General features: G+C 33.2%; 20 protein-coding genes. 4 read left to right on the forward strand and 16 right to left on the reverse strand.

The genetic code is table 11. The features are described from left to right. Nucleotides 1–8: 8 nt before the first annotated feature. Nucleotides 9–998 (forward strand): tRNA lysidine(34) synthetase TilS, encoded by a 990-nt coding sequence (gene tilS, locus ABZA65_RS01230; RefSeq protein WP_373069748.1) that lies wholly within the window; start codon nt 9–11, stop codon nt 996–998. On the opposite strand, the gene ABZA65_RS01235 is transcribed toward tilS, so the two are convergent. Genes ABZA65_RS01235 through ABZA65_RS01270 form a run of 8 tightly spaced genes read right to left on the reverse strand, consistent with a single transcriptional unit; the run spans nt 962 to nt 6511 of the window. After that, nucleotides 962–1498, reverse strand: a complete 537-nt coding sequence (locus ABZA65_RS01235) for a hypothetical protein (RefSeq protein ID WP_373069750.1) — start codon at nt 1496–1498, stop codon at nt 962–964. The genes tilS and ABZA65_RS01235 overlap by 37 nt on opposite strands. Beyond that, nucleotides 1491–2045 (reverse strand): hypothetical protein, encoded by a 555-nt coding sequence (locus ABZA65_RS01240; protein WP_373069752.1) that lies wholly within the window; start codon nt 2043–2045, stop codon nt 1491–1493. Before ABZA65_RS01240 ends, ABZA65_RS01235 begins: the two co-directional genes overlap by 8 nt. Continuing rightward, nucleotides 2042–3067, reverse strand: coding sequence for a hypothetical protein (locus ABZA65_RS01245; protein ID WP_373069754.1), 1026 nt, complete (start codon nt 3065–3067; stop codon nt 2042–2044). Before ABZA65_RS01245 ends, ABZA65_RS01240 begins: the two co-directional genes overlap by 4 nt. After that, nucleotides 3067–3912 carry a tyrosine-type recombinase/integrase gene (locus ABZA65_RS01250; RefSeq protein WP_373069756.1) on the reverse strand — a complete coding sequence of 282 codons (846 nt, stop codon included), beginning with the start codon at nt 3910–3912 and terminating at the stop codon, nt 3067–3069. The genes ABZA65_RS01245 and ABZA65_RS01250 overlap by 1 nt, the downstream gene beginning before the upstream one ends. Continuing rightward, nucleotides 3893–4348: a hypothetical protein gene (locus ABZA65_RS01255; protein ID WP_373069758.1), complete on the reverse strand. Its 456-nt coding sequence runs from the start codon at nt 4346–4348 to the stop codon at nt 3893–3895. Before ABZA65_RS01255 ends, ABZA65_RS01250 begins: the two co-directional genes overlap by 20 nt. Further along, nucleotides 4338–4970, reverse strand: coding sequence for a lysophospholipid acyltransferase family protein (locus ABZA65_RS01260; protein ID WP_373069760.1), 633 nt, complete (start codon nt 4968–4970; stop codon nt 4338–4340). Before ABZA65_RS01260 ends, ABZA65_RS01255 begins: the two co-directional genes overlap by 11 nt. Further along, entirely contained in the window at nt 4954–6255 is a 1302-nt protein-coding gene (gene miaB, locus ABZA65_RS01265; protein WP_373069762.1) for a tRNA (N6-isopentenyl adenosine(37)-C2)-methylthiotransferase MiaB, read from the reverse strand. Before miaB ends, ABZA65_RS01260 begins: the two co-directional genes overlap by 17 nt. Nucleotides 6256–6265: 10 nt before the next feature. Next, on the reverse strand, nt 6266–6511 hold the full coding sequence (locus ABZA65_RS01270) for an HP0268 family nuclease (protein WP_373069764.1): 246 nt from the start codon (nt 6509–6511) through the stop codon (nt 6266–6268). Nucleotides 6512–6684: 173 nt separating this feature from the next. Here ABZA65_RS01270 and nusA point away from each other — a divergent pair, with 173 nt between their 5' ends. Then, nucleotides 6685–7833 carry a transcription termination factor NusA gene (gene nusA, locus ABZA65_RS01275; protein WP_373069766.1) on the forward strand — a complete coding sequence of 383 codons (1149 nt, stop codon included), beginning with the start codon at nt 6685–6687 and terminating at the stop codon, nt 7831–7833. 240 nt (nt 7834–8073) lie between these two features. Here nusA and ABZA65_RS01280 read toward each other — a convergent pair whose 3' ends face one another. The 6 genes from ABZA65_RS01280 to gap all read right to left on the reverse strand — a co-directional run bounded on the left by ABZA65_RS01280 (nt 8074) and on the right by gap (nt 14610). Continuing rightward, the gene (locus ABZA65_RS01280) at nt 8074–9033 is read right to left on the reverse strand and encodes an ABC transporter permease (RefSeq protein WP_373069768.1); all 960 of its coding nucleotides are present in this window, start codon (nt 9031–9033) and stop codon (nt 8074–8076) included. A gap of 196 nt (nt 9034–9229) precedes the next feature. After that, nucleotides 9230–10615, reverse strand: a complete 1386-nt coding sequence (locus tag ABZA65_RS01285; protein WP_373069770.1) for a hypothetical protein — start codon at nt 10613–10615, stop codon at nt 9230–9232. A gap of 247 nt (nt 10616–10862) precedes the next feature. Continuing rightward, nucleotides 10863–11681 carry an enoyl-ACP reductase FabI gene (gene fabI / locus ABZA65_RS01290; RefSeq protein ID WP_373069772.1) on the reverse strand — a complete coding sequence of 273 codons (819 nt, stop codon included), beginning with the start codon at nt 11679–11681 and terminating at the stop codon, nt 10863–10865. 9 nt (nt 11682–11690) lie between these two features. Beyond that, nucleotides 11691–12401, reverse strand: a complete 711-nt coding sequence (locus ABZA65_RS01295; protein ID WP_373069774.1) for a triose-phosphate isomerase — start codon at nt 12399–12401, stop codon at nt 11691–11693. 2 nt (nt 12402–12403) lie between these two features. Continuing rightward, entirely contained in the window at nt 12404–13597 is a 1194-nt protein-coding gene (gene pgk / locus ABZA65_RS01300; RefSeq protein ID WP_373069776.1) for a phosphoglycerate kinase, read from the reverse strand. A gap of 11 nt (nt 13598–13608) precedes the next feature. Beyond that, nucleotides 13609–14610 carry a type I glyceraldehyde-3-phosphate dehydrogenase gene (gap, locus tag ABZA65_RS01305; RefSeq protein ID WP_373069778.1) on the reverse strand — a complete coding sequence of 334 codons (1002 nt, stop codon included), beginning with the start codon at nt 14608–14610 and terminating at the stop codon, nt 13609–13611. Between the two features lie 63 nt (nt 14611–14673). Between gap and nadD the strand changes: the two genes are divergently transcribed. Together nadD and rsfS are read left to right on the forward strand one after the other, a co-directional pair. Further along, nucleotides 14674–15159 carry a nicotinate (nicotinamide) nucleotide adenylyltransferase gene (nadD, locus tag ABZA65_RS01310; RefSeq protein WP_373069780.1) on the forward strand — a complete coding sequence of 162 codons (486 nt, stop codon included), beginning with the start codon at nt 14674–14676 and terminating at the stop codon, nt 15157–15159. Next, nucleotides 15143–15472, forward strand: coding sequence for a ribosome silencing factor (gene rsfS, locus ABZA65_RS01315; protein ID WP_373069782.1), 330 nt, complete (start codon nt 15143–15145; stop codon nt 15470–15472). Before nadD ends, rsfS begins: the two co-directional genes overlap by 17 nt. Nucleotides 15473–15485: 13 nt before the next feature. Here the strand turns inward: rsfS and ABZA65_RS01320 are convergent, their stop codons facing one another. Together ABZA65_RS01320 and mltF are read right to left on the reverse strand one after the other, a co-directional pair. Next, a complete protein-coding gene (locus tag ABZA65_RS01320) occupies nt 15486–16934 on the reverse strand; it encodes an OprD family outer membrane porin (protein WP_373069784.1) in 1449 nt (482 codons plus the stop codon). Between the two features lie 85 nt (nt 16935–17019). Continuing rightward, on the reverse strand, nt 17020–18465 hold the full coding sequence (mltF, locus tag ABZA65_RS01325; RefSeq protein WP_373069786.1) for a membrane-bound lytic murein transglycosylase MltF: 1446 nt from the start codon (nt 18463–18465) through the stop codon (nt 17020–17022). Nucleotides 18466–18469 lie beyond the last annotated feature (4 nt).

Consider the following 18469-nt stretch of genomic DNA (forward strand, 5'->3'; position numbering starts at 1 on the left):
GAAGCTTAATGCTAAAAAATAACACTTTAGACTTTTTAAGCTCTAGTAAAAATCTTTTAGCATTTTCTGCAGGTGTGGACTCAACTGCACTGTTTTTTCTTCTAAAAGAATCAAAAATTAAATTTGACATAGCTATTGTAGACTACGGTTTAAGAGAGCAAAGCAAAGAGGAACTGTCTTATGCAAAAGAGCTTTCAGAGAAGCATAATTTAAAGTGCTTTGTAAAAACTAGTGAAAAAATAGATTCAAACTTTGAAGCAAATGCAAGAGCAATTCGATACGACTTTTTTGAAAATATTATAAAAGAACATGGCTACGATAACCTTTTAACGGCTCATCATTTAGGCGATAGGTTTGAATGGTTTATGATGCAGTTTTGCAAAGGTGCAGGATGCGTGGAACTATCCGGAATGAAAACTGTTGATAAAAAAGATAACTACTCAATTATAAGACCTCTACTGCATCTTGATAAAAGCGAACTGTTAAAGTATTTAAAAACAAAACAAATAAAATACTATGAAGATCAAAGCAACTTTGATAAGTCATACACTAGAAACAGATTCAGACACGAGTTTACAAACCCTCTAATCTCTGAGTATTTAGACGGGATAAAAAAGAGCTTTGAGTATATTGATAGTGATGTAGACGCACTTATAGAACAAATCGAAGTAAATGTAAAAGATGACTTTGCTTGTTTTGTAAGTTCTAAGAATAAAAGATCAGATATATATACGATCGATAAATACCTAAAATCTATAGGTTATATGATGAGTGCAAATGAAAGGGAACTTTTAAAAACAAGTGAGAGTTTGGTAGTCGGTAGAAAATACATTATCTCAATTTACAAAGAGTATATCTTTATAGCTCCGTATATCAATGAAGAAATTAGCATGAATAAAGAGTTTAAAGATAAAATGCGTAAGCTAAATATAGACCCTAAACTAAGACTTTATTTTTATACTCACTCAGATATATTTGAATCTTTGGAGTTAGCGTAAACTCTCATTTGAAATGATGAGTTAATAACATCCCCTTCTCTTTTAAAATCTATTGGAAAAGTAACAGCTACTATCCAGTCGCTTTTGTTTATCTCATCTAAAAACTTGTAAAATGTTGCCGGTGTACTTATTTTTGAACTTGTTTTTACATTATAAACTGTAAATCCGTCCTCTTTTGTATCTTTATCCGCCTTTGTTAACTCTAAAGTATTAAAAACACCCTTATATTTTTTTATAAATCTATCTTTATCAAATGCTGTATCAAATGCCGTTATTATATGTCTATGGTTAGATTGAAGTATTTTAAGCTCTTCAAAAACTTTTGCATCGTATTCTTGATAACGCTTTAGATCTTTATACTCTTTTGCAAGTTGTACTCTCTGAAGTCTATACTCTTTACCTTCAGGAATTAAAGCAGAAAAAGAAAATAGTAGTACAAAAACAAGTAATATAATTGACAAAAACAGCATATATATACTTTGTCTTGATATACTATTCATTTGATGTCTCCGGCTTTTTATCAACTGTTAGTTCTGCAAATTCATCTTCATCCATATAATTTGTAGATACAAATCTTAGCCAGCCACCCTCAGCCGGATAAAAACTGCTGTATGTTTTTTGAAATATTGAGCGAAGCGGTGCATTTAACATAAAGTTGTATATATCTTTATTTGGCGTTATTCCATAAAGTACAAGACCATTTTCTAAAAGCTTGGCACGTGAAAGTGTTATCCTTTGAGGAACTAGATCAAATAAATTTTTAATAGAGTCTTTTAATACTGCATTTTGGGTAAAGATCCTTGCAGATGTGTTATTTTGCTGTTCTATGTAGGCTATTTTTGCTTCCATGTCTTTAATATTTTTTTCTAACTTCTCTTTTTCCATAGCTATGTTGTTTTTATCTTCTATAAACATCGTATCTTTATAAAGTAAAAAACCATAAGTACCTACAAGCATAAAAAGACTCATTGAGAAAAAAGCAAAAAGTAGTTTCATCTCAGGAGTTAACAGAGATTTTTTACGAGGTTTTATATAACTGTATCTCATTTTTTCTCCGCTTTTGCAAGTTCACACAACTCTTGTGCTATATCTATTTTTCTAACAACTACATTTAGAAACATCTCTTCTTCAAGAAATCTTTTAAACTCAGGACTTAATGCTATCCCGTCTGCAATGAAAGCATTTTGGATAAAATCACCGTCAAACTTAGGGTCTTTATAAAAAGTGTTTACCGCACTTTGAATCAGAGAAAACCTATGATAGTCTTCACCAAAAGTATTTTGTTCAACTATATCCTCAAGAGGTTTTTCCGTTGATGCGAAGACATCGTCTTTTTCATCTTCTTCATCAAAATCGTCTATATCATCAAAACTATCAAGATCATCTAGATCATCAAAATCATCAAGTGCATCTATATCGTCATCAACATCTATACCTTCAAGATCTACACTGTTGTTTTCTAACTCTTCAAGGATTAACTCCTCTTCATCGTCAACATCCATAACAAGCTCATCATCACCTTCATCGTCTTGCTGCATATCTAATAAAGAAGCGAACTTTAACTTGGAACTATCAAATATACTTAGGGCCATATAGTCTTCATTTACTAAAATATAAAGAGATATTTCCCCTTTTACCTTATCGGCAAAAAAGTTTTTCAACATATAAAACGGTGAAAAAATAAAATCAAGTCCTGTTTTTTTATAGCGGCCCTTAATCTCTAAAAGATCAAGTTTTGGAGTGTAGTATGTCCAATTACTATCCACACAGACATATTCATGATCGTCTAATTCACAATATTTTTTTATATCATCCAATGAACACGTTGGTGCAGCTCCTTGAGAAAGTGATGGATCTAGTAAAGATATATAGCTAATTGGAGATTTTCTCATACAGAAATTAATAAATTCATATATATCTGATTTTTCCGAACTTTTAATTACCTCTTCGTAATTTTCACTAGAACCGTCATGACTAACTTCTTCTACATAAATTTTAGTATTTTTAGAGCTTTGAACAATGTTTATATAAATGTTATTGTAGAGATATTTCTTTAACTTATCCAGCACTATTTAACTCCATCGTTTAATCCACAAAGCGGGTGGGCATTATTGTAGTTTTGTTTTTTAAGTGCAGTTCCAAGTTTTGTATAAATTTGTGTTGTAGACATTGAAGAATGTCCTAAAAGTTCACTAACATCAGCTATCGGTGCATTATTATTTAACAGTTCTGTTGCATATGAATGTCTCAACTGATGAGGAGTTACCTTCAAATTTATCCTTTTAAAAACTTTATTGATTATATATCTTAGTGAGTTTTGGCTTAAAGGTTCATCATTTTTTTCAAAAAGAAACACTTTTGGGTTATTGTTTTGCTTATAACTCTCTATCATATCCCCAGTTTTTTTTAAAAGAGGTATATCTCTTTGCTTTGAACCCTTACCCAGAACTCTTACCCATCCTCTGCTAATATCATCAAGCTTTAAACTCTCTAGCTCTGAGATACGAAGACCTAATGTGTAAAGAAGTGAAACCACCAAAGCCTCCTGTTCATTTGCAAGTGATAGCGCTTCAACAATATGTTTATGAGACACAGGTTTTGGTAAAGTTTTTGCGACTTTTACACTACTGTCAGACTTTAAAACAATTTTCATTCCTTTTTCATTTAAATACTCTGTAAATGATCGAATAGCAGATAGTTTTTTTGAAATTGTTTTAGGATTTAATTCTGAAATTTTAATTCTATAGGGCATAAGATTAAAAATGATTTCATTCGCATCTTCTATAATCTCAATATATTTAAACGCTTCTTTTATGGCATCATCATAAGTTTTAACGCTAAGTTCGGAGTAGGATCTTATATTTTCTAAATATTCACAAAACTCTATGCGTTTTTTATCCATTAATTTTTTCAAGTAACTGCTCAAATCCGGTGTGATAATACGCTGCGCTTTCTACTAACTCTTTATCTGTAACTACGCTTGGAGCTAGTTTTATGTAAGAGCTTTTCATAATCTCACAAATCAGTCTAATCTTAGCTTTATCACTGTCTTCTATCTTCTCTTTATTTACAATCTCATCAATCTGCTTCATATATTTTTTTGCTTCATTGATATACTTAACATACTTTAAAGAGATTAACGACTGAGCCATAATAGTAGCTGCCATACGATTGTATGAATCTAAACCAAAAGCTTCTTTAGCATGTGAATATGCTTCATCGTATTCGCTCATCTCATAATAATATTTAGCCTGCAGTGATTTTTGATACGAAGGGTTGAAAAAGAAGTACAAACCCATAAAGAGTATAGTTGATAATGATAATAAAACTATAGTTACTTTAATGTTCATGTTTCAGCAATCCCTCTTTGATTAAATTTCTTGCTTCTTCAAATTCTAAACCATCTATATTTATCGGTTCAGATATATAATAATCAACCACACCAAACGGTTTAGGTATAACAAATTTGTCCCAAGAGTTCAGTTGCCAATATTTAGTCGGTTTAATCTCTACAAGGACAATTTTTTTCTTTGTTTTTTGTGCTATAGCTATTATACCATCTTGAACTTCATGACGAGGCCCCTTAGGACCATCTGGAGTTATCCCTATATCGGAGCCACCTTTTACATCTTTAATAGCTTGGATAAGAGCTTTTGCTCCACCACGCGTAGTTGAGCCCCTAATTGTGCCAAAACCAAAAAAACCAAGTGTTTTAGCTATAAGCTCACCGTCAAAATGTTCAGATATAAAAAGTTTTACATTCGGGATTTTTTTGTATCGCAGATACGCGTATGGTATAAGTAATAATTCACCGTGCCAACATGCCATAATAAAGTTATCATCTCCAAGAGTATCTGGAGCATGAAACTTTTTTTTATTTGTAAAATATAGAAGTCTGATTATTAGTGAACCAATAAAAGGGATTGTAAAAAGTGCTAATTTTCTTTTTTGCGCTTTAGTTAATAATTTCACCGCTTAAAATACTCCTACCGATTGCAGTTATTTTAACCTTTTTAAATTCCCCTAAAAGGTCTTCACTTCCTTTAGCTTTAATAACTAAGTTGTTATCGCTTCTTCCGCTTACATATCCGTCTGCATTTAGATCTTCAAAGTAAACTTCATAAACTTTTCCAAGATTAGCAGCCATTTTCTCATCTAAGATCTTTGTATGCAGGTCTTGTAAAAATGTAAGTCTTTGTGAAGCTACATCAGGATCTACCGTATTTGTAAAATGCTCAGCTTCAGTTTCTGGACGCGGTGAATATTTAAAAGAAAATATCTGGTCAAAACGAACTTTTTCCATAACATCTATAGTATCTGCAAAATCTTCATCACTCTCACCTGGAAATGCCACTATAATATCCGTAGATATACTAACATCAGGAACCATTGAACGGAGTTTTTCAACACGGTTTAAAAACCACTCTTTTGTGTAACCGCGCTTCATCTCTTTTAATATTTTCGTACTTCCACTTTGAAGCGGCATATGCATAGATTTACATATTTTAGGGTTTTTGGCAAATTCTTCAATAAACTCATCATCCATATGAAAAGGGTGCGGAGATGTAAAACGGATACGCTTTAAACCTTCTATTTTACTAAGTTCTTGCAGTAGTTTTGTAAAGTTTACTTTTTCATGTTCACCCGTAAAGCGGCGACCATAATTATTTACATTTTGCCCCAGTAAGAAGATCTCTTTAGCTCCGCTATCAACTACGCGTTTTGCTTCATCAACTATAAGTTTTAAAGGTATACTTATCTCATCCCCACGTGTTTTTGGGACTATACAAAATGTACATTTTTTGTCACAACCTATTGAGATATTTATATATGCTTTATATGGTGATGTACGAAAATCTTTAAAAGCAAATTCACTCTCATCATAGTTGATGTCAACTTCAACTGATTTTGGTTTATGAAGTACTTCTGTAATCTTACTAACGTTTCTCGCACCTAAAACAAAATCTACATAAGGTGCACGTTTTATTATATCTTTGCCTAAATGAGATGCCGTACAACCACAAACACCTATTTTTGCATCTTCTTTTTTCTTTTTATTAAATACCCCAAGCTCAGAAAAAAGCTTTGAAACAGGTTTTTCTCTAACTGAACATGTGTTAATTAAAATTAAGTCGGCTTCTTTAAAATCACTTGTTTGTGAATAATTTTCCTTTTCATTTAACTCAGCCAACATATGCTCTGTATCGCGCTCATTCATAGCGCAACCCAAAGTTTCAATAAATACTTTTTTACTCAAATATACTCTCTTAGTCTATGATATGAACTTGGTACATGTACTCGTTGTCAGAAAGACCGAATTTAACTTCATTCATATAAAAGCTTTTACCTTTTTCTTCAAAATAATCTTGAAGTTCTAAAAGATCTTTATGTGAGTTCTCTCTGTCAAAATAAAATATTACACTTCCGTGTTTTTCAACACTTTCTTCTATCTTCTTAACATCAGCTTTTTTAGGTTTTGCATCTAATTCTGTTCTTGCAAATTTTAAATCCATTCTATCATCCTTATTGTGTTTCTTAATATTGTTTGCATTATATAAAAAAAGTGATAAAAAACGTATTAAAGATGATTTTATAACTATTTTGGTATAATTATAGACTTCATAAGAAATCCCCTAAATTATTTAACATTGTTTTTTATGAACGACCTATATTAAGGACTATTATAATGGAAAAAATATTAGATATCGTAGACGCTATTGCACATGAAAAAGGTTTAACTCCAGAAAAAGTAAAAGAGGCACTAAAAACAGCATTTATTCAAACTGCCAAACGTGTAATCGATCCAAACTTTGCTTACGAAGCTACAATCAACGATGCAACAAAAACAATAGATTTAGTACAAATTATTACCGTAGTTGCCGATGATGATGAAAGACTAAATGATGAGGAGATTGCTCCAACACTTATGGCTATAAGTGAAGCAAGAGACTATGACGATCAGGTTGAACTTGACGATCAATTACAAGTTCCACATGACTTAGAAGAGTACGGTCGTACAGGTGCATCTCAACTTCACCGCGAAATAGAATATCATGTACAGCGTGCTGTAGAAGATGATGTATATAACAAATATAAATCTAAAGTAGGGACACTTGTAACAGGACGTGTAACAAGTGTAGATGCTCAAAACTCTACTTTTATAGATGTTGATGAGATCCGTGCAGTACTACCTATGAAAAGCCGTATTAAGGGTGAAAGCTTTGAGGTTGGGGATCACTTAAAAGCAGTAGTTCGCCGTGTAAATATGGACAAATATGACGGTATATCAATTGAGCTTTCACGTACATCTCCTAAATTTTTAGAAGAGCTTTTAACACTTGAAGTACCTGAGATCAAAGACGGTGCTGTTATTATTGAAAAATCAGCTCGTATACCTGGTCAACGTGCAAAAGTAGCACTAATATCAACTCATCCACAAGTTGATGCAGTTGGGTCTACTGTTGGTGTTAAAGGTGTTCGTATTAACTCAGTAAGTGCTGAACTTCAAGGTGAGAACATTGACTGTATAGAATACACATCTATTCCTGAGCTGTTTTTAAGCCGTGTTATGAGTCCTGCAATTATCTCAAGTGTAGAGATCGTAAAAGATGAAGAAGGAAAAGCTGTAAAAGCAATCGTTTCACTTCCTGCTGATCAAAAATCAAAAGCTATCGGTAAAAGCGGAATCAATATCCGTTTAGCATCTATGCTGACAGGTATGGAGATAGAACTTAACGAAATCGATGGAGCTACTACACCAACTGAAGGAGCTGAGAGTACAGAACCTGAAGAGAAAAAAGACGGTGTTGATGCACTAGAGGCTCTGTTTAACTAAAGTTCGTAATTTAAGGAGCACATATTTTTAAATATGTAGCCCGTAAAATTACTATAAATGAACTTTAGTTACTCCTTTAGGAGTTTACATCTACCCCAAAAATATCTAAGTACACAAAACGGCTTCACGGCGGGTGCCCAAAAATCAAAAGAATTATATAGTTACGAGGTGCGAAGAAGGAAGCATACTTGATGTATGTGACGACTGAGCTAACGAAGTAAATGCCTTATTATTTTGATTTTAACCACGCTTGATATAAGGGTTTAGTTTTAGAAGTATTAGGTCCGCTACCATATTTCCTAATAACGTTAGAAATGCAGTTATAATAAGTATCCCCATAATAATTGGATAATCACGTGAGAGTGCAGACATAAAAAACAACTGCCCCATTCCCTCAATTCCGAAAATAGACTCTAAAATAACACTACCGCCTATTAGACCAGGAAGTGATAAACCCAAAAGTGTAATTATCGGTGGCAGTAAATTTGGAAATATGTAGTAACGCAAAAGTTCTTTTGAATTCAGTCCACGTGAGAGTGCAAAATAGTAATAATCACTTTTTAATATCTCTAAAGTAAGTGATCTTATATATATTACCATACTTCCAAGTCCAACAAATATCATAACACCAACAGGCAATACCAAATGCCATACCATATCTGTATAATAAGATATACCCTCTTTTGCCTCTATTGAGTGTAGCCCTGCTATTGGAAACCAATCAAGTTGTAGAGAGAAAAAGATTATAAATAATAGTGCCAAATAGAAACTTGGCATGGAAAAAGATACTAAAGAGATTTGACGAACGATATAATCAGTTTTTTTCTCATAATTTAGTGCTGCTTTTATTCCAAGATATAAAGATATTATAAAAACTGCAATTAATGCAGTAAAGTTCATAATAAGCGTTATTGGCAAACGCTTTAAAATCTCATCACTTACCTCTTGACCACTTACAAAACTGATCCCAAATTTTAGAGTAAATATATTTTTTACCCAATCTATATATTGTTCAAATAAAGGCTTATCTAATCCATATACAGCTTTTAAATTAGCTATCGCTTCTTTTGTCATATTTGGATTTAACTCACCTGCACTTAAAAAGCTGTTTGGAGCAGCATGAATTGCTAAAAAAGATATTATAGATATTAAAACAAGCATAAAAAATATGTAAGAAATTTTTTTTAGTAAATTTGACATGAAGAAATTATAGCAGATTTAGGGGCTCCTATCCACAAAAAAGACGAATCTTTAAAACAGGTTATGGATAGGAACAAATTGAATGAAAAAAAATTTGCGCCCCATGCTAGCATAGGGCGGCAATTGTTTTATACTATATACATTTTATATTCCGCTATAAACATGCATATAGTAATGTGTAATTTTTAACTACTAATTAGAAGCTTAAAGTTAAAAAAGCTTGAATAGCAGTTGTGTCATCACCAGTAGTTGTTGCATCTTTATCATCAAGATCTGTATAGATGTATGCTAAAGTAGCAGCTAAAGGACCAAACTCTTTACCAGCAGTTATAGTAACTTCTGTCATCTCTGTTTGATCAACAGGTAAACCTGCAGCATCTTTTTGATCAGTATCAGTCATAGTAGCATAAAGACCTAAATCAACTATACCGTTTACTGGAGACTCTACAATTAAAGTAATAGCAGATGTATCAGCTTTTGTAACTTGACCATAAGTCCACCATGCTTCAGTATATAATTTAGACGCACCAGTACCAGTTGCAACGTTAGCACCATGTAATGCACCTTTATCAGATGTTTGAGAGTAAGCTAATTTTACAGTTGCTGTATCTTTCATCTCATAACCAGCCATTAAAGCAAATGTTCCAGAAGCTTTAGCAGCTTTGTCTGATAAACCAAGAAATGTTTTTCCAGCACCATCAACATCAGTAGAAGTATATTGTGCACCAGCTAAAATACCGTCCATTGCTACATCAGCTTGTAACCAATATGCTGTAGCTAATTCTGATACATCATAATACCATGCTTGTACAGTTAAAGGCTTAATAGTGTTGTTAATAATACCTGCTGCATATGCTCCATCAGTACCAAAAGTACCAAATTTACCGTCTGCATTTACAACACCACCAAAAGCTAAGCTTAAACCAGCAACATTACTTGTAAGGTCTTGTCCAAATGTTTCATTACCATTACCATTACCAACATAAGCAGCAACTACAGTTGTATCTGGGATATCGGTATTGATAATTGCAGCACCTTCAAATGTATTTTTCTCAATTGACCATGTTTCAGTAAAAGCTAATGGAGTATCTAGTGCCATACGACCAAGTTTTGCAGTAGTTTTACCAGCTGATACAGTTACATAACCTTCATTTAACCATGAAGCATTTTCAACTTTTGCACCACCTAAAGCGTTACCATGTGCAGCACCAGCATAATCAGCACCTGTACCAGTTACGGCTCTGTGAGAACTACCCCATACATTTGATACGAAGTTATTTTCTAATCCTAAAGTAGATATCATTGAGTAACCAAGTCCACCACCTACTTTAATACCATCTTTTTCAACTAAATCAGCTGCTACGTTTAAGTTAAGACTAGCATCAGCTGCACTTGAATTTTTGCTAAAAAGTGATCCATTTGTATTACCAGCTAAAGCATCAGTAGTACCTACATTACTACCTCCAGCATCAGATGTGTGATAAAAAATATTTAAATCACCACTAAACTCTACATTATCAACTGCAAAAGCACTTGTACTTACTAGTAAAGCTGCTGCTAAACTCATTTTAATCGATTTCATTTTCTTCCTTTGTTTTTGTGTCAGAAAAATTATAATAAAAAGTCAAGTAGTTTTAAACATTAAACTGATTAATTTTTAATCAGTTTTTTGGTAATTATAAGTATATCCTATTTTTATATCTTTGAAACAGCGTAAAATACAGAAATTGATATTTATTATATTTATTATAAGAAGATTTTTTATAATGATAATTTGTTACTAAAGTACACACTATATTACTCAATATAGTGTGTATTAAATTATATATTTATTTTTCATCCCATGAAAGGACAGTTTTTCCTTCAGAATTTTTCTCAACTGCAGCCATACCCATAACATTGTATCCGCTATCTACATAGTGAATCTCACCAGTTACACCACTAGCTAAGTCGCTTAATAGATACATTGCAGAGTTTCCTACCTCTTCGATAGTTACATTTTTCTTTAATGGAGCATTTATCTCATTCCAAGAAAGAATCTGTTTAAAATCACCTATTCCAGCTGCTGCTAAAGTTTTAATAGGACCAGCTGAGATAGCATTTACTCTTTGACCTTTAGCACCAAGCTCAACTGCCATATATCTAACAGTTGATTCAAGAGCTGCTTTTGCAACACCCATTACATTATAGTTAGCAACATACTGAGGACCACCAAGATATGATAATGTTAATATAGAAGCATCTTTACTTAAAACGCTCTCTAAACGGTTTGTAAGATCAATTAGTGAATAAACAGAGATCTCCATAGCAATATTAAAAGCTGTTTTAGTAGTTTTCATAAAAGGCTCGCTTAGAGCTTCTTTTGGAGCAAATGCAACTGAATGAACAACAAAATCGATCTCACCCATATCAGCTTTAATCTTATCTGCAATACCAGCCATATGATCTTCATTTGATACATCTAACTCATATACATATGAACTTCCAAACTCTTCTGCTATTGGCTCCACTCTTTTTTTAAGAGCATCATTTAAAAATGTAAATGCCATTTCAGCACCCTGAGCTGCACAAGCCTGTGCTATACCATATGCAATTGACTTATTATTTGCAAGACCTACTATTAAACCTTTTTTACCCTTCATTATCATATATATTCCTTAATTGTTATTTAGTTCTTCAGCGAACTTTATCATTTGACAAAAATTTTCAACTTTTAGTGCACCACTTCCTACAAGTACACCATCAACACCATCACAGGCAAGAATATCACGAGCCGTTTCAACTTTTACACTTCCACCATATAAAAGAGGTGCAGATGATTTTTCTTTTAGCTTTAAATGTATTTTTGATATATCTTCTAAAGTCGGTGTAAGCCCTGTTCCAATAGCCCAAACAGGTTCATAAGCTATTATCAGCTTATCGTAAGATGTATCAATCCCTTCATACTGAAGTTCAAGATACTTCATCATTACATCTTCACCCTGTTCTCTTACTTCTAAAGGCTCACCTACACAATATACAATTTTAAATCCATGTGATTTATAAAAGTTAAATTTCTCAACCAACTTTTCTTGAGACTCACCTAGTATATGGCGTCTTTCAGAATGACCGATTAAAATAGTTTTTACATCAAACTCTTCTAGTTGCTCTAAACCTATCTCTCCTGTAAAAGCTCCGTTTTGTGTAGCATAAGCATTTTGTGCACCTTGAACTACTTTTCCATGATGTGGATTTAGTGAACTCTGTGCAGGAAAAACATATATTTCTTGGTCTGAGTTATTCTTATCTAAAAAATTTTCTACATCCATCAGGTAAGATATAGTTTTTTCACGAGTAAGATTAGTTTTAAGGTTAGATGCGATTATCATATTTATTCCTTTATAAGCTGAGCTACACCAGGAAGTACTTTACCCTCTAATAATTCAAGAGATGCTCCACCGCCTGTAGAGATAAAAGTCATCTCTTCACCAAGACCAACTCTTTGTACTAAATCAGCAGTATCACCACCACCTACAACAGTAGTAGCATAGCTATCTGCTACAAAGTTAGCAATTTTGCTAGACCCTCGAGCAAATCTATCCATCTCATAAACACCCATTGGACCATTCCATAGTACAGTTTGTACATCGTTAAGACCTTCGCGATAAAGTCTAACAGTTGCAGGACCTATATCAAGTCCCATCCACTCATGAGGAATCTCCTGAGCTGTAACTATTTTAATAACTGAATCAGCTTCAAACTTCTCAGCTGCAATAACATCTACAGGAAGATAAAACTTAACACCAAGTTTCTTAGCTTCATCCATAATTTTTTGAGCTTCTCCTAGAAGATCATCTTCAACAAGCGAAGCACCAATGTCGTAACCTAACTGTTTTAAGAAAGTAAAGGCCATACCGCCACCGATAAATATTTTATCAACTTTTGGTAGTAAATTTACAAGTGCTTCAAGTTTCCCTGAAACTTTACTTCCTCCTACAATAGCAGCAAATGGACGAACAGGGTTTTCAATGATTTTTCCAAAGAATTGAATCTCTTTAGATAGTAAGAATCCTGCAGCTTTATGCTTATTGTCGAAAAACTTAGTTATCCCTTCAACAGATGAGTGGGCACGGTGTGATACACCAAATGCATCATTTACATAGTACTCAGCCATAGATGCAAGTTTTTTAGACAGTTCTTCATCGTTGTTTGTTTCACCTGGCTCATAACGCAAATTCTCTAAAAGTAAAACTTCACCGCTCTTTAGAGCCTTAGCTTTAGCAATTGCATCTTCACCAACTACATCTTTAGCTATAACAACATCTCTTTTTAAAAGATGGTTAAGTCTGCGAGCGACAGGTGCCAATGAAAACTTTTCAACAACTTCACCTTTTGGACGACCTAAGTGAGAAGCTAAAATAACTGCACATTTTTGATCTAAACAATAGTTAATTGTAGCTATAGCTGAACGGATACGTCTGTCATCAGAGATATTTGAGTGTTCATCCATAGGTACGTTAAAATCACAACGTATAAATACTTTTTTATTTTCTAAATCTAAATCTTTTATATTTAGTAATTCCAAATCCTAAACCCTTATTTTGAAATATGTACAGCCATGTCTAGTAAACGCATAGAATAACCCCATTCGTTGTCATACCATGCCATAACTTTTACCATATCACCATCGATCACTTGAGTTAGATCTTCTGCAACTATTGAGCTGTACTCACAACCTACAAAGTCTTGAGATACACGCATATCTTTATCCATAAGTAAAAGGCCTTTTAAGTTAGTCTCTGCCGCTTTGTTAAATACGTCAGTAACTTCCTCTTTTGTAGTTTTTTTACCAACTACAACATTTAAATCAACCATAGATACATTAGGTGTAGGCACACGTACAGACTGACCGTGTAGTTTTCCTAGAAGTTGAGGAAGAACTAAACCGATTGCTTTTGCAGCACCAGTAGTTGTAGGGATCATGTTGATGGCACCAGCACGAGCACGACGCTTATCTTTTGAGTGCTTAACATCAAGGATGTTTTGATCATTAGTATATGAGTGAATAGTAGTCATAAGACCTTTCTCAATACCAAATGCATCATCAAGAACTTTTGCAACAGGACCTAAACAGTTTGTAGTACATGATGCATTAGACACTATCTTCTGTCCATCATATAAATGTTCATTTACACCCATAACAAAAGTAGCTGTTTCTTTATCTTTTGCAGGAGCTGAGAAAAGAACTTTTTCAACACCGTTATCAATATGAACTTGAGCAGATTCTTGAGTTAAAAATACACCTGTACACTCTAAAACCATATCAGCACCACAAGATGCAAAATCCAATTTTTTAGGATCACGGTCACTGAATATACGAATATTTTGCCCATCAATTGAAATAGTATTTTCATTAACTTGCTCAATATCACTACTAAACGTACCGTGAACTGAGTCATTTTTAAGAAGATACAACATCATATCTATACTAGCCATATCATTGATAGCTACAATTTCAACATCAGCTCTTGAAGCTGCTATTCTTGCAACACAACGACCTATTCTTCCAAAACCATTTATTGCTATTTTAAGTGCCATTTTAAATCCTGATTAAATAAATTCTCCAATTTTAGCAAAACTTAGCTATAATTGCGTTTAAATATGGAATCAATCGCACTTTTTGGTGGATCATTTGATCCCCCGCATAACGGACATAAAGCTATTGTAGAAGCTGCACAAAATTTAAAAGAAATTGACAAGGTGGTAGTTATGCCAACCTATCTAAACCCTTTTAAATCAAAATCTCATCTTAAAGCTGATCAAAGATTAAACTTAGTCAAAGAGATGTTCAAAGATTATGATAATGTTGAAGTATCAGATTTTGAAGTTTTAAAAAAACAAAAAACAGCTTCAATAGTAACTGTAAAACATCTGCTTAAAACGTACGATAAGATATACTTGATAATTGGTGCCGACAATCTTGCTTCATTAGATAAATGGCAGGATTATGACCAACTAAAAAAGTTAGTTACTTTTATAGTAGCTACAAGAGATAATATTGAGATTCCAAAAAAATATATAACACTAAATGTTGATGAAAATATTTCATCTACAGAAATTAGAGGTAAAATTGCAAAACAGAGTTAAAAAAATAGTAGAAATTCTAGATAAAAACAAAGCTGAATCAATAGAAGTATTTGACTTAAGCGATAAAGAATACATAGTAGATACTGCGATTATAGCAACATCTTTAGGTGGCCGTCATACTTTAGCACTTCTTGACCATTTAAGAAAAGATTTAAAAGCTGATGAAAAAATCAGCAATGTAGATGAAAGCGGTGACTGGGTTGTAGTTGACCTTGGAGATATACTGATCCACATAATGACACCCGAGTATCGTGTAAAATACGATATGGAAACTTTTTTAAGCGAGATTGGTGAAACAAAAGAGGCTCTATAAAAGAGCTCTTTTTTTAGAAGAAGTAGTTTAATTCAAAACGGTATTCGTTGTAAGATACATCTGTTTTGTATGATGTCCCGTTAGACTTTAATATTTTATCATCCGCACTTACTAAACCGACTCTAACTTTAGCCTGAAGATTATCACCTATATTTTGCATAGCATCTACATGTAATATATTTGTATCAGCCTGAACACTATCTTTTTTGTCATCAAAATCTTGAATTGCGTAACGTGCGAAAATATTAAAACCGTCTAATATTCCTGCTTTGTCAAAATCATACCCGACTCTTGCCATATAAGTTTTTGTATTTGCATACCAGTTATACTGTGCCATTGCACGAGTAAACCCACCTGTTGGGAATCCACGCCAAGGAGCAATAATATCTGCTTCATCTGCAATTTCAGAGTAACCAAGTCTTGCTAAAAATGCTTTATCTTTAACATCTAATCTTAAGGCTAAAAGACTTGAGTCTAAATCTGTTGGTTTTTTATAACCGACTGTCTCATCTAAACCTTTTAAACAAGCTACGTTTGCAGTAGTATCTAAGTTATCGAACTGCTGCATATATCTAACACCTGGAACCACTTTAAAACTACCTACCGGTATCGCATAGTGGGCTTCTGCCGTTACGTTTGTAATAACATCCGGTACATTTGCAACACTTAGGTTTGCTTTTAAATTATTAACAGAAGTATTTGTAATAGTTGCGATTATTAGTTCATTTTTATGTCCAATCAAAGTAGTTGTTAAACTTTTATTAATTGCTGAATCATCATTTTCAACCCATCCGTTTACTGCTAAGACGTCATGAGAACTTGTATGATCACGAAGCTTTTGTGCTGTAAAATATGCTAGCTGTATCGTAGTTTGAGGTAGTTCTTTTATAGTAGCACTAACACCGTCAAATGTATTTGGTATCATCTTTGTATCATTTGATTTTGTAAAAACAGATTCAAAAAGTTGACGTCCAACTTTAAGTGATGTTTTTGAAACGTCATATTGTAAATAAGCTTGACCAAGTACACTCATTCCAAATTTTCCGGTAGCATCAGTATCGTAGCGGCTAAAAGTATCTTTACCAGCTTTTACATCACCAACTTCATGAACTTCCATTCTATAAAAAGATGGATTTTGCGAAGTGTATAAACCTACTGTTGCACTAAAGCCTGAAAGTTTAGCAGATTTATACACAAAACTACCTCCCACACCTAATGCTTTATTATCTAAGCCTGCTGCACTTTTAGACCAGTCCCATTTGAAAGTATTTACTCTAAGTCTTCCATAGAATTCACCTTCTGAGAACATATCAGTTATTGAATCAACTGATTTTTGTCCTTTGTTATATTGCAAAGTCATATTTGGTTTTAAAGTTATTTTATCGTTTTTTAAATCTGCTAAGGCATTACTGCTTGAAAGTAAAAGACCAATAGCTAGTAAGTTTAAATTTTTTAGTTTCATCTTTATTTTCCTCTTTTTTAATTATTATGGCATTATACAAGCATAAGTTTTAATGATTCTGAATAAAACTTATGCTTGTATACCTTTATTGATTAACACTTATATTTTGATCACCTTGTTCATTTGTATAATTTTCTAATATATCTTTATAATCATAGATTGATTCAACATATCTCACAGGTTCACTACCTCTTGCATAACCGTATTTTAAAGATCTGTAATATCTTTTTTGTGAAAGAAGCGGCAGTACCGCTTTTAAATCACTCCAAATATTTTTATCAAGACCGAATTTAGCAGCTAAAACTTGTGCATCTTTAATGTGTCCCATACCTATATTATATGCAGCTAATGCAAACTTTATACGGTTTTCACCCTCAACCTCAGGCGGTACTGCTTTGATCATCTGCTTAAGATGTCTTACTCCACCCATTATGCTCTGTTTCGGATCAAGCCTGTTTTTAACACCAAGATGTTTTGCAGTAGATAGTGTTAACATCATAAGTCCTCGAACACCTGTAAAGCTTTTAGCCCTAGGATTCCAATGTGATTCTTGATATGACTGAGCAGCAATCAGTTTCCAAGGTATGCCATATTCCTTCTCAGCTTTTTGGAAATATTTTTCATATCTAGGTAATCTTGACTTAATACGCTTATAAAACATCTTTGTATCGTAGTAATCAAAATATAAAATGTGTGAGTAGTAATGATCTTTTAACTCGGCCATACGACCGCTTTGGTTATAAGAATTTAACCATGAATACATATCTGCTTCAAGTTCTTTTGAATTTGGTGCCAATACCCAGGCTAATTGTTCACGTCCGCTTATAGTAAAAGCTGAAGCTATCTCAGTGAAATATCTTTGATTTAATGAATATATATTTGAAGCAGCCAGTGTACAATCAATCTGCTCATTTGCTACCATTTCTAAAAGTTCTTCTGTAGAATACTCAGATGTAAAACTCGCATTTATATCAAAACCGTCATTTTGGAGAGATACTATTGTTTCACTGTAACTTGTATCTTCCCCTACCATTATTTTTAGCCCGTCTAAATCTTCAACTGTACGCGGAAACCTGCCGGACTTAATCATAGCCCTGTTACAAATAACTTGTTCTTGAACCTCAAAATAAGATGGACCGAAGTTAAAACGTTTTTCCCTTTGAGGTGTTTTTGCCAAAGCTGATGATGTAATATGTATATCTTCTTGTTTACTTAATTCTATTGCTTCTTTAACAGTATTTGCAGATGTTATATTTAACTTTACACCTAAATGGTTTGCATAATCTTTTAGCAGATCATATTCAAAACCTTGTGCTCCGCCTGCACCTATATAGTATGTACTAGGAGCATTTAACAGAACAACATTTAAAACTTTATTTTTTTTAATTGTGTCTAAAACTGTAGGTTTTTTGATCTCATGCACAGGATAATAAGCAGAGTGACTAAGCCATCCAAACATAAAAAAAGAAAGAGGGAAAACGATAAATATAATGAATTTAACGCGTTTTCTTAATTTTGCTAAATTTCTCATTACG

The organism is Sulfurimonas sp., from assembly GCF_041583195.1.
In the GTDB taxonomy this organism is placed as follows: domain Bacteria; phylum Campylobacterota; class Campylobacteria; order Campylobacterales; family Sulfurimonadaceae; genus Sulfurimonas.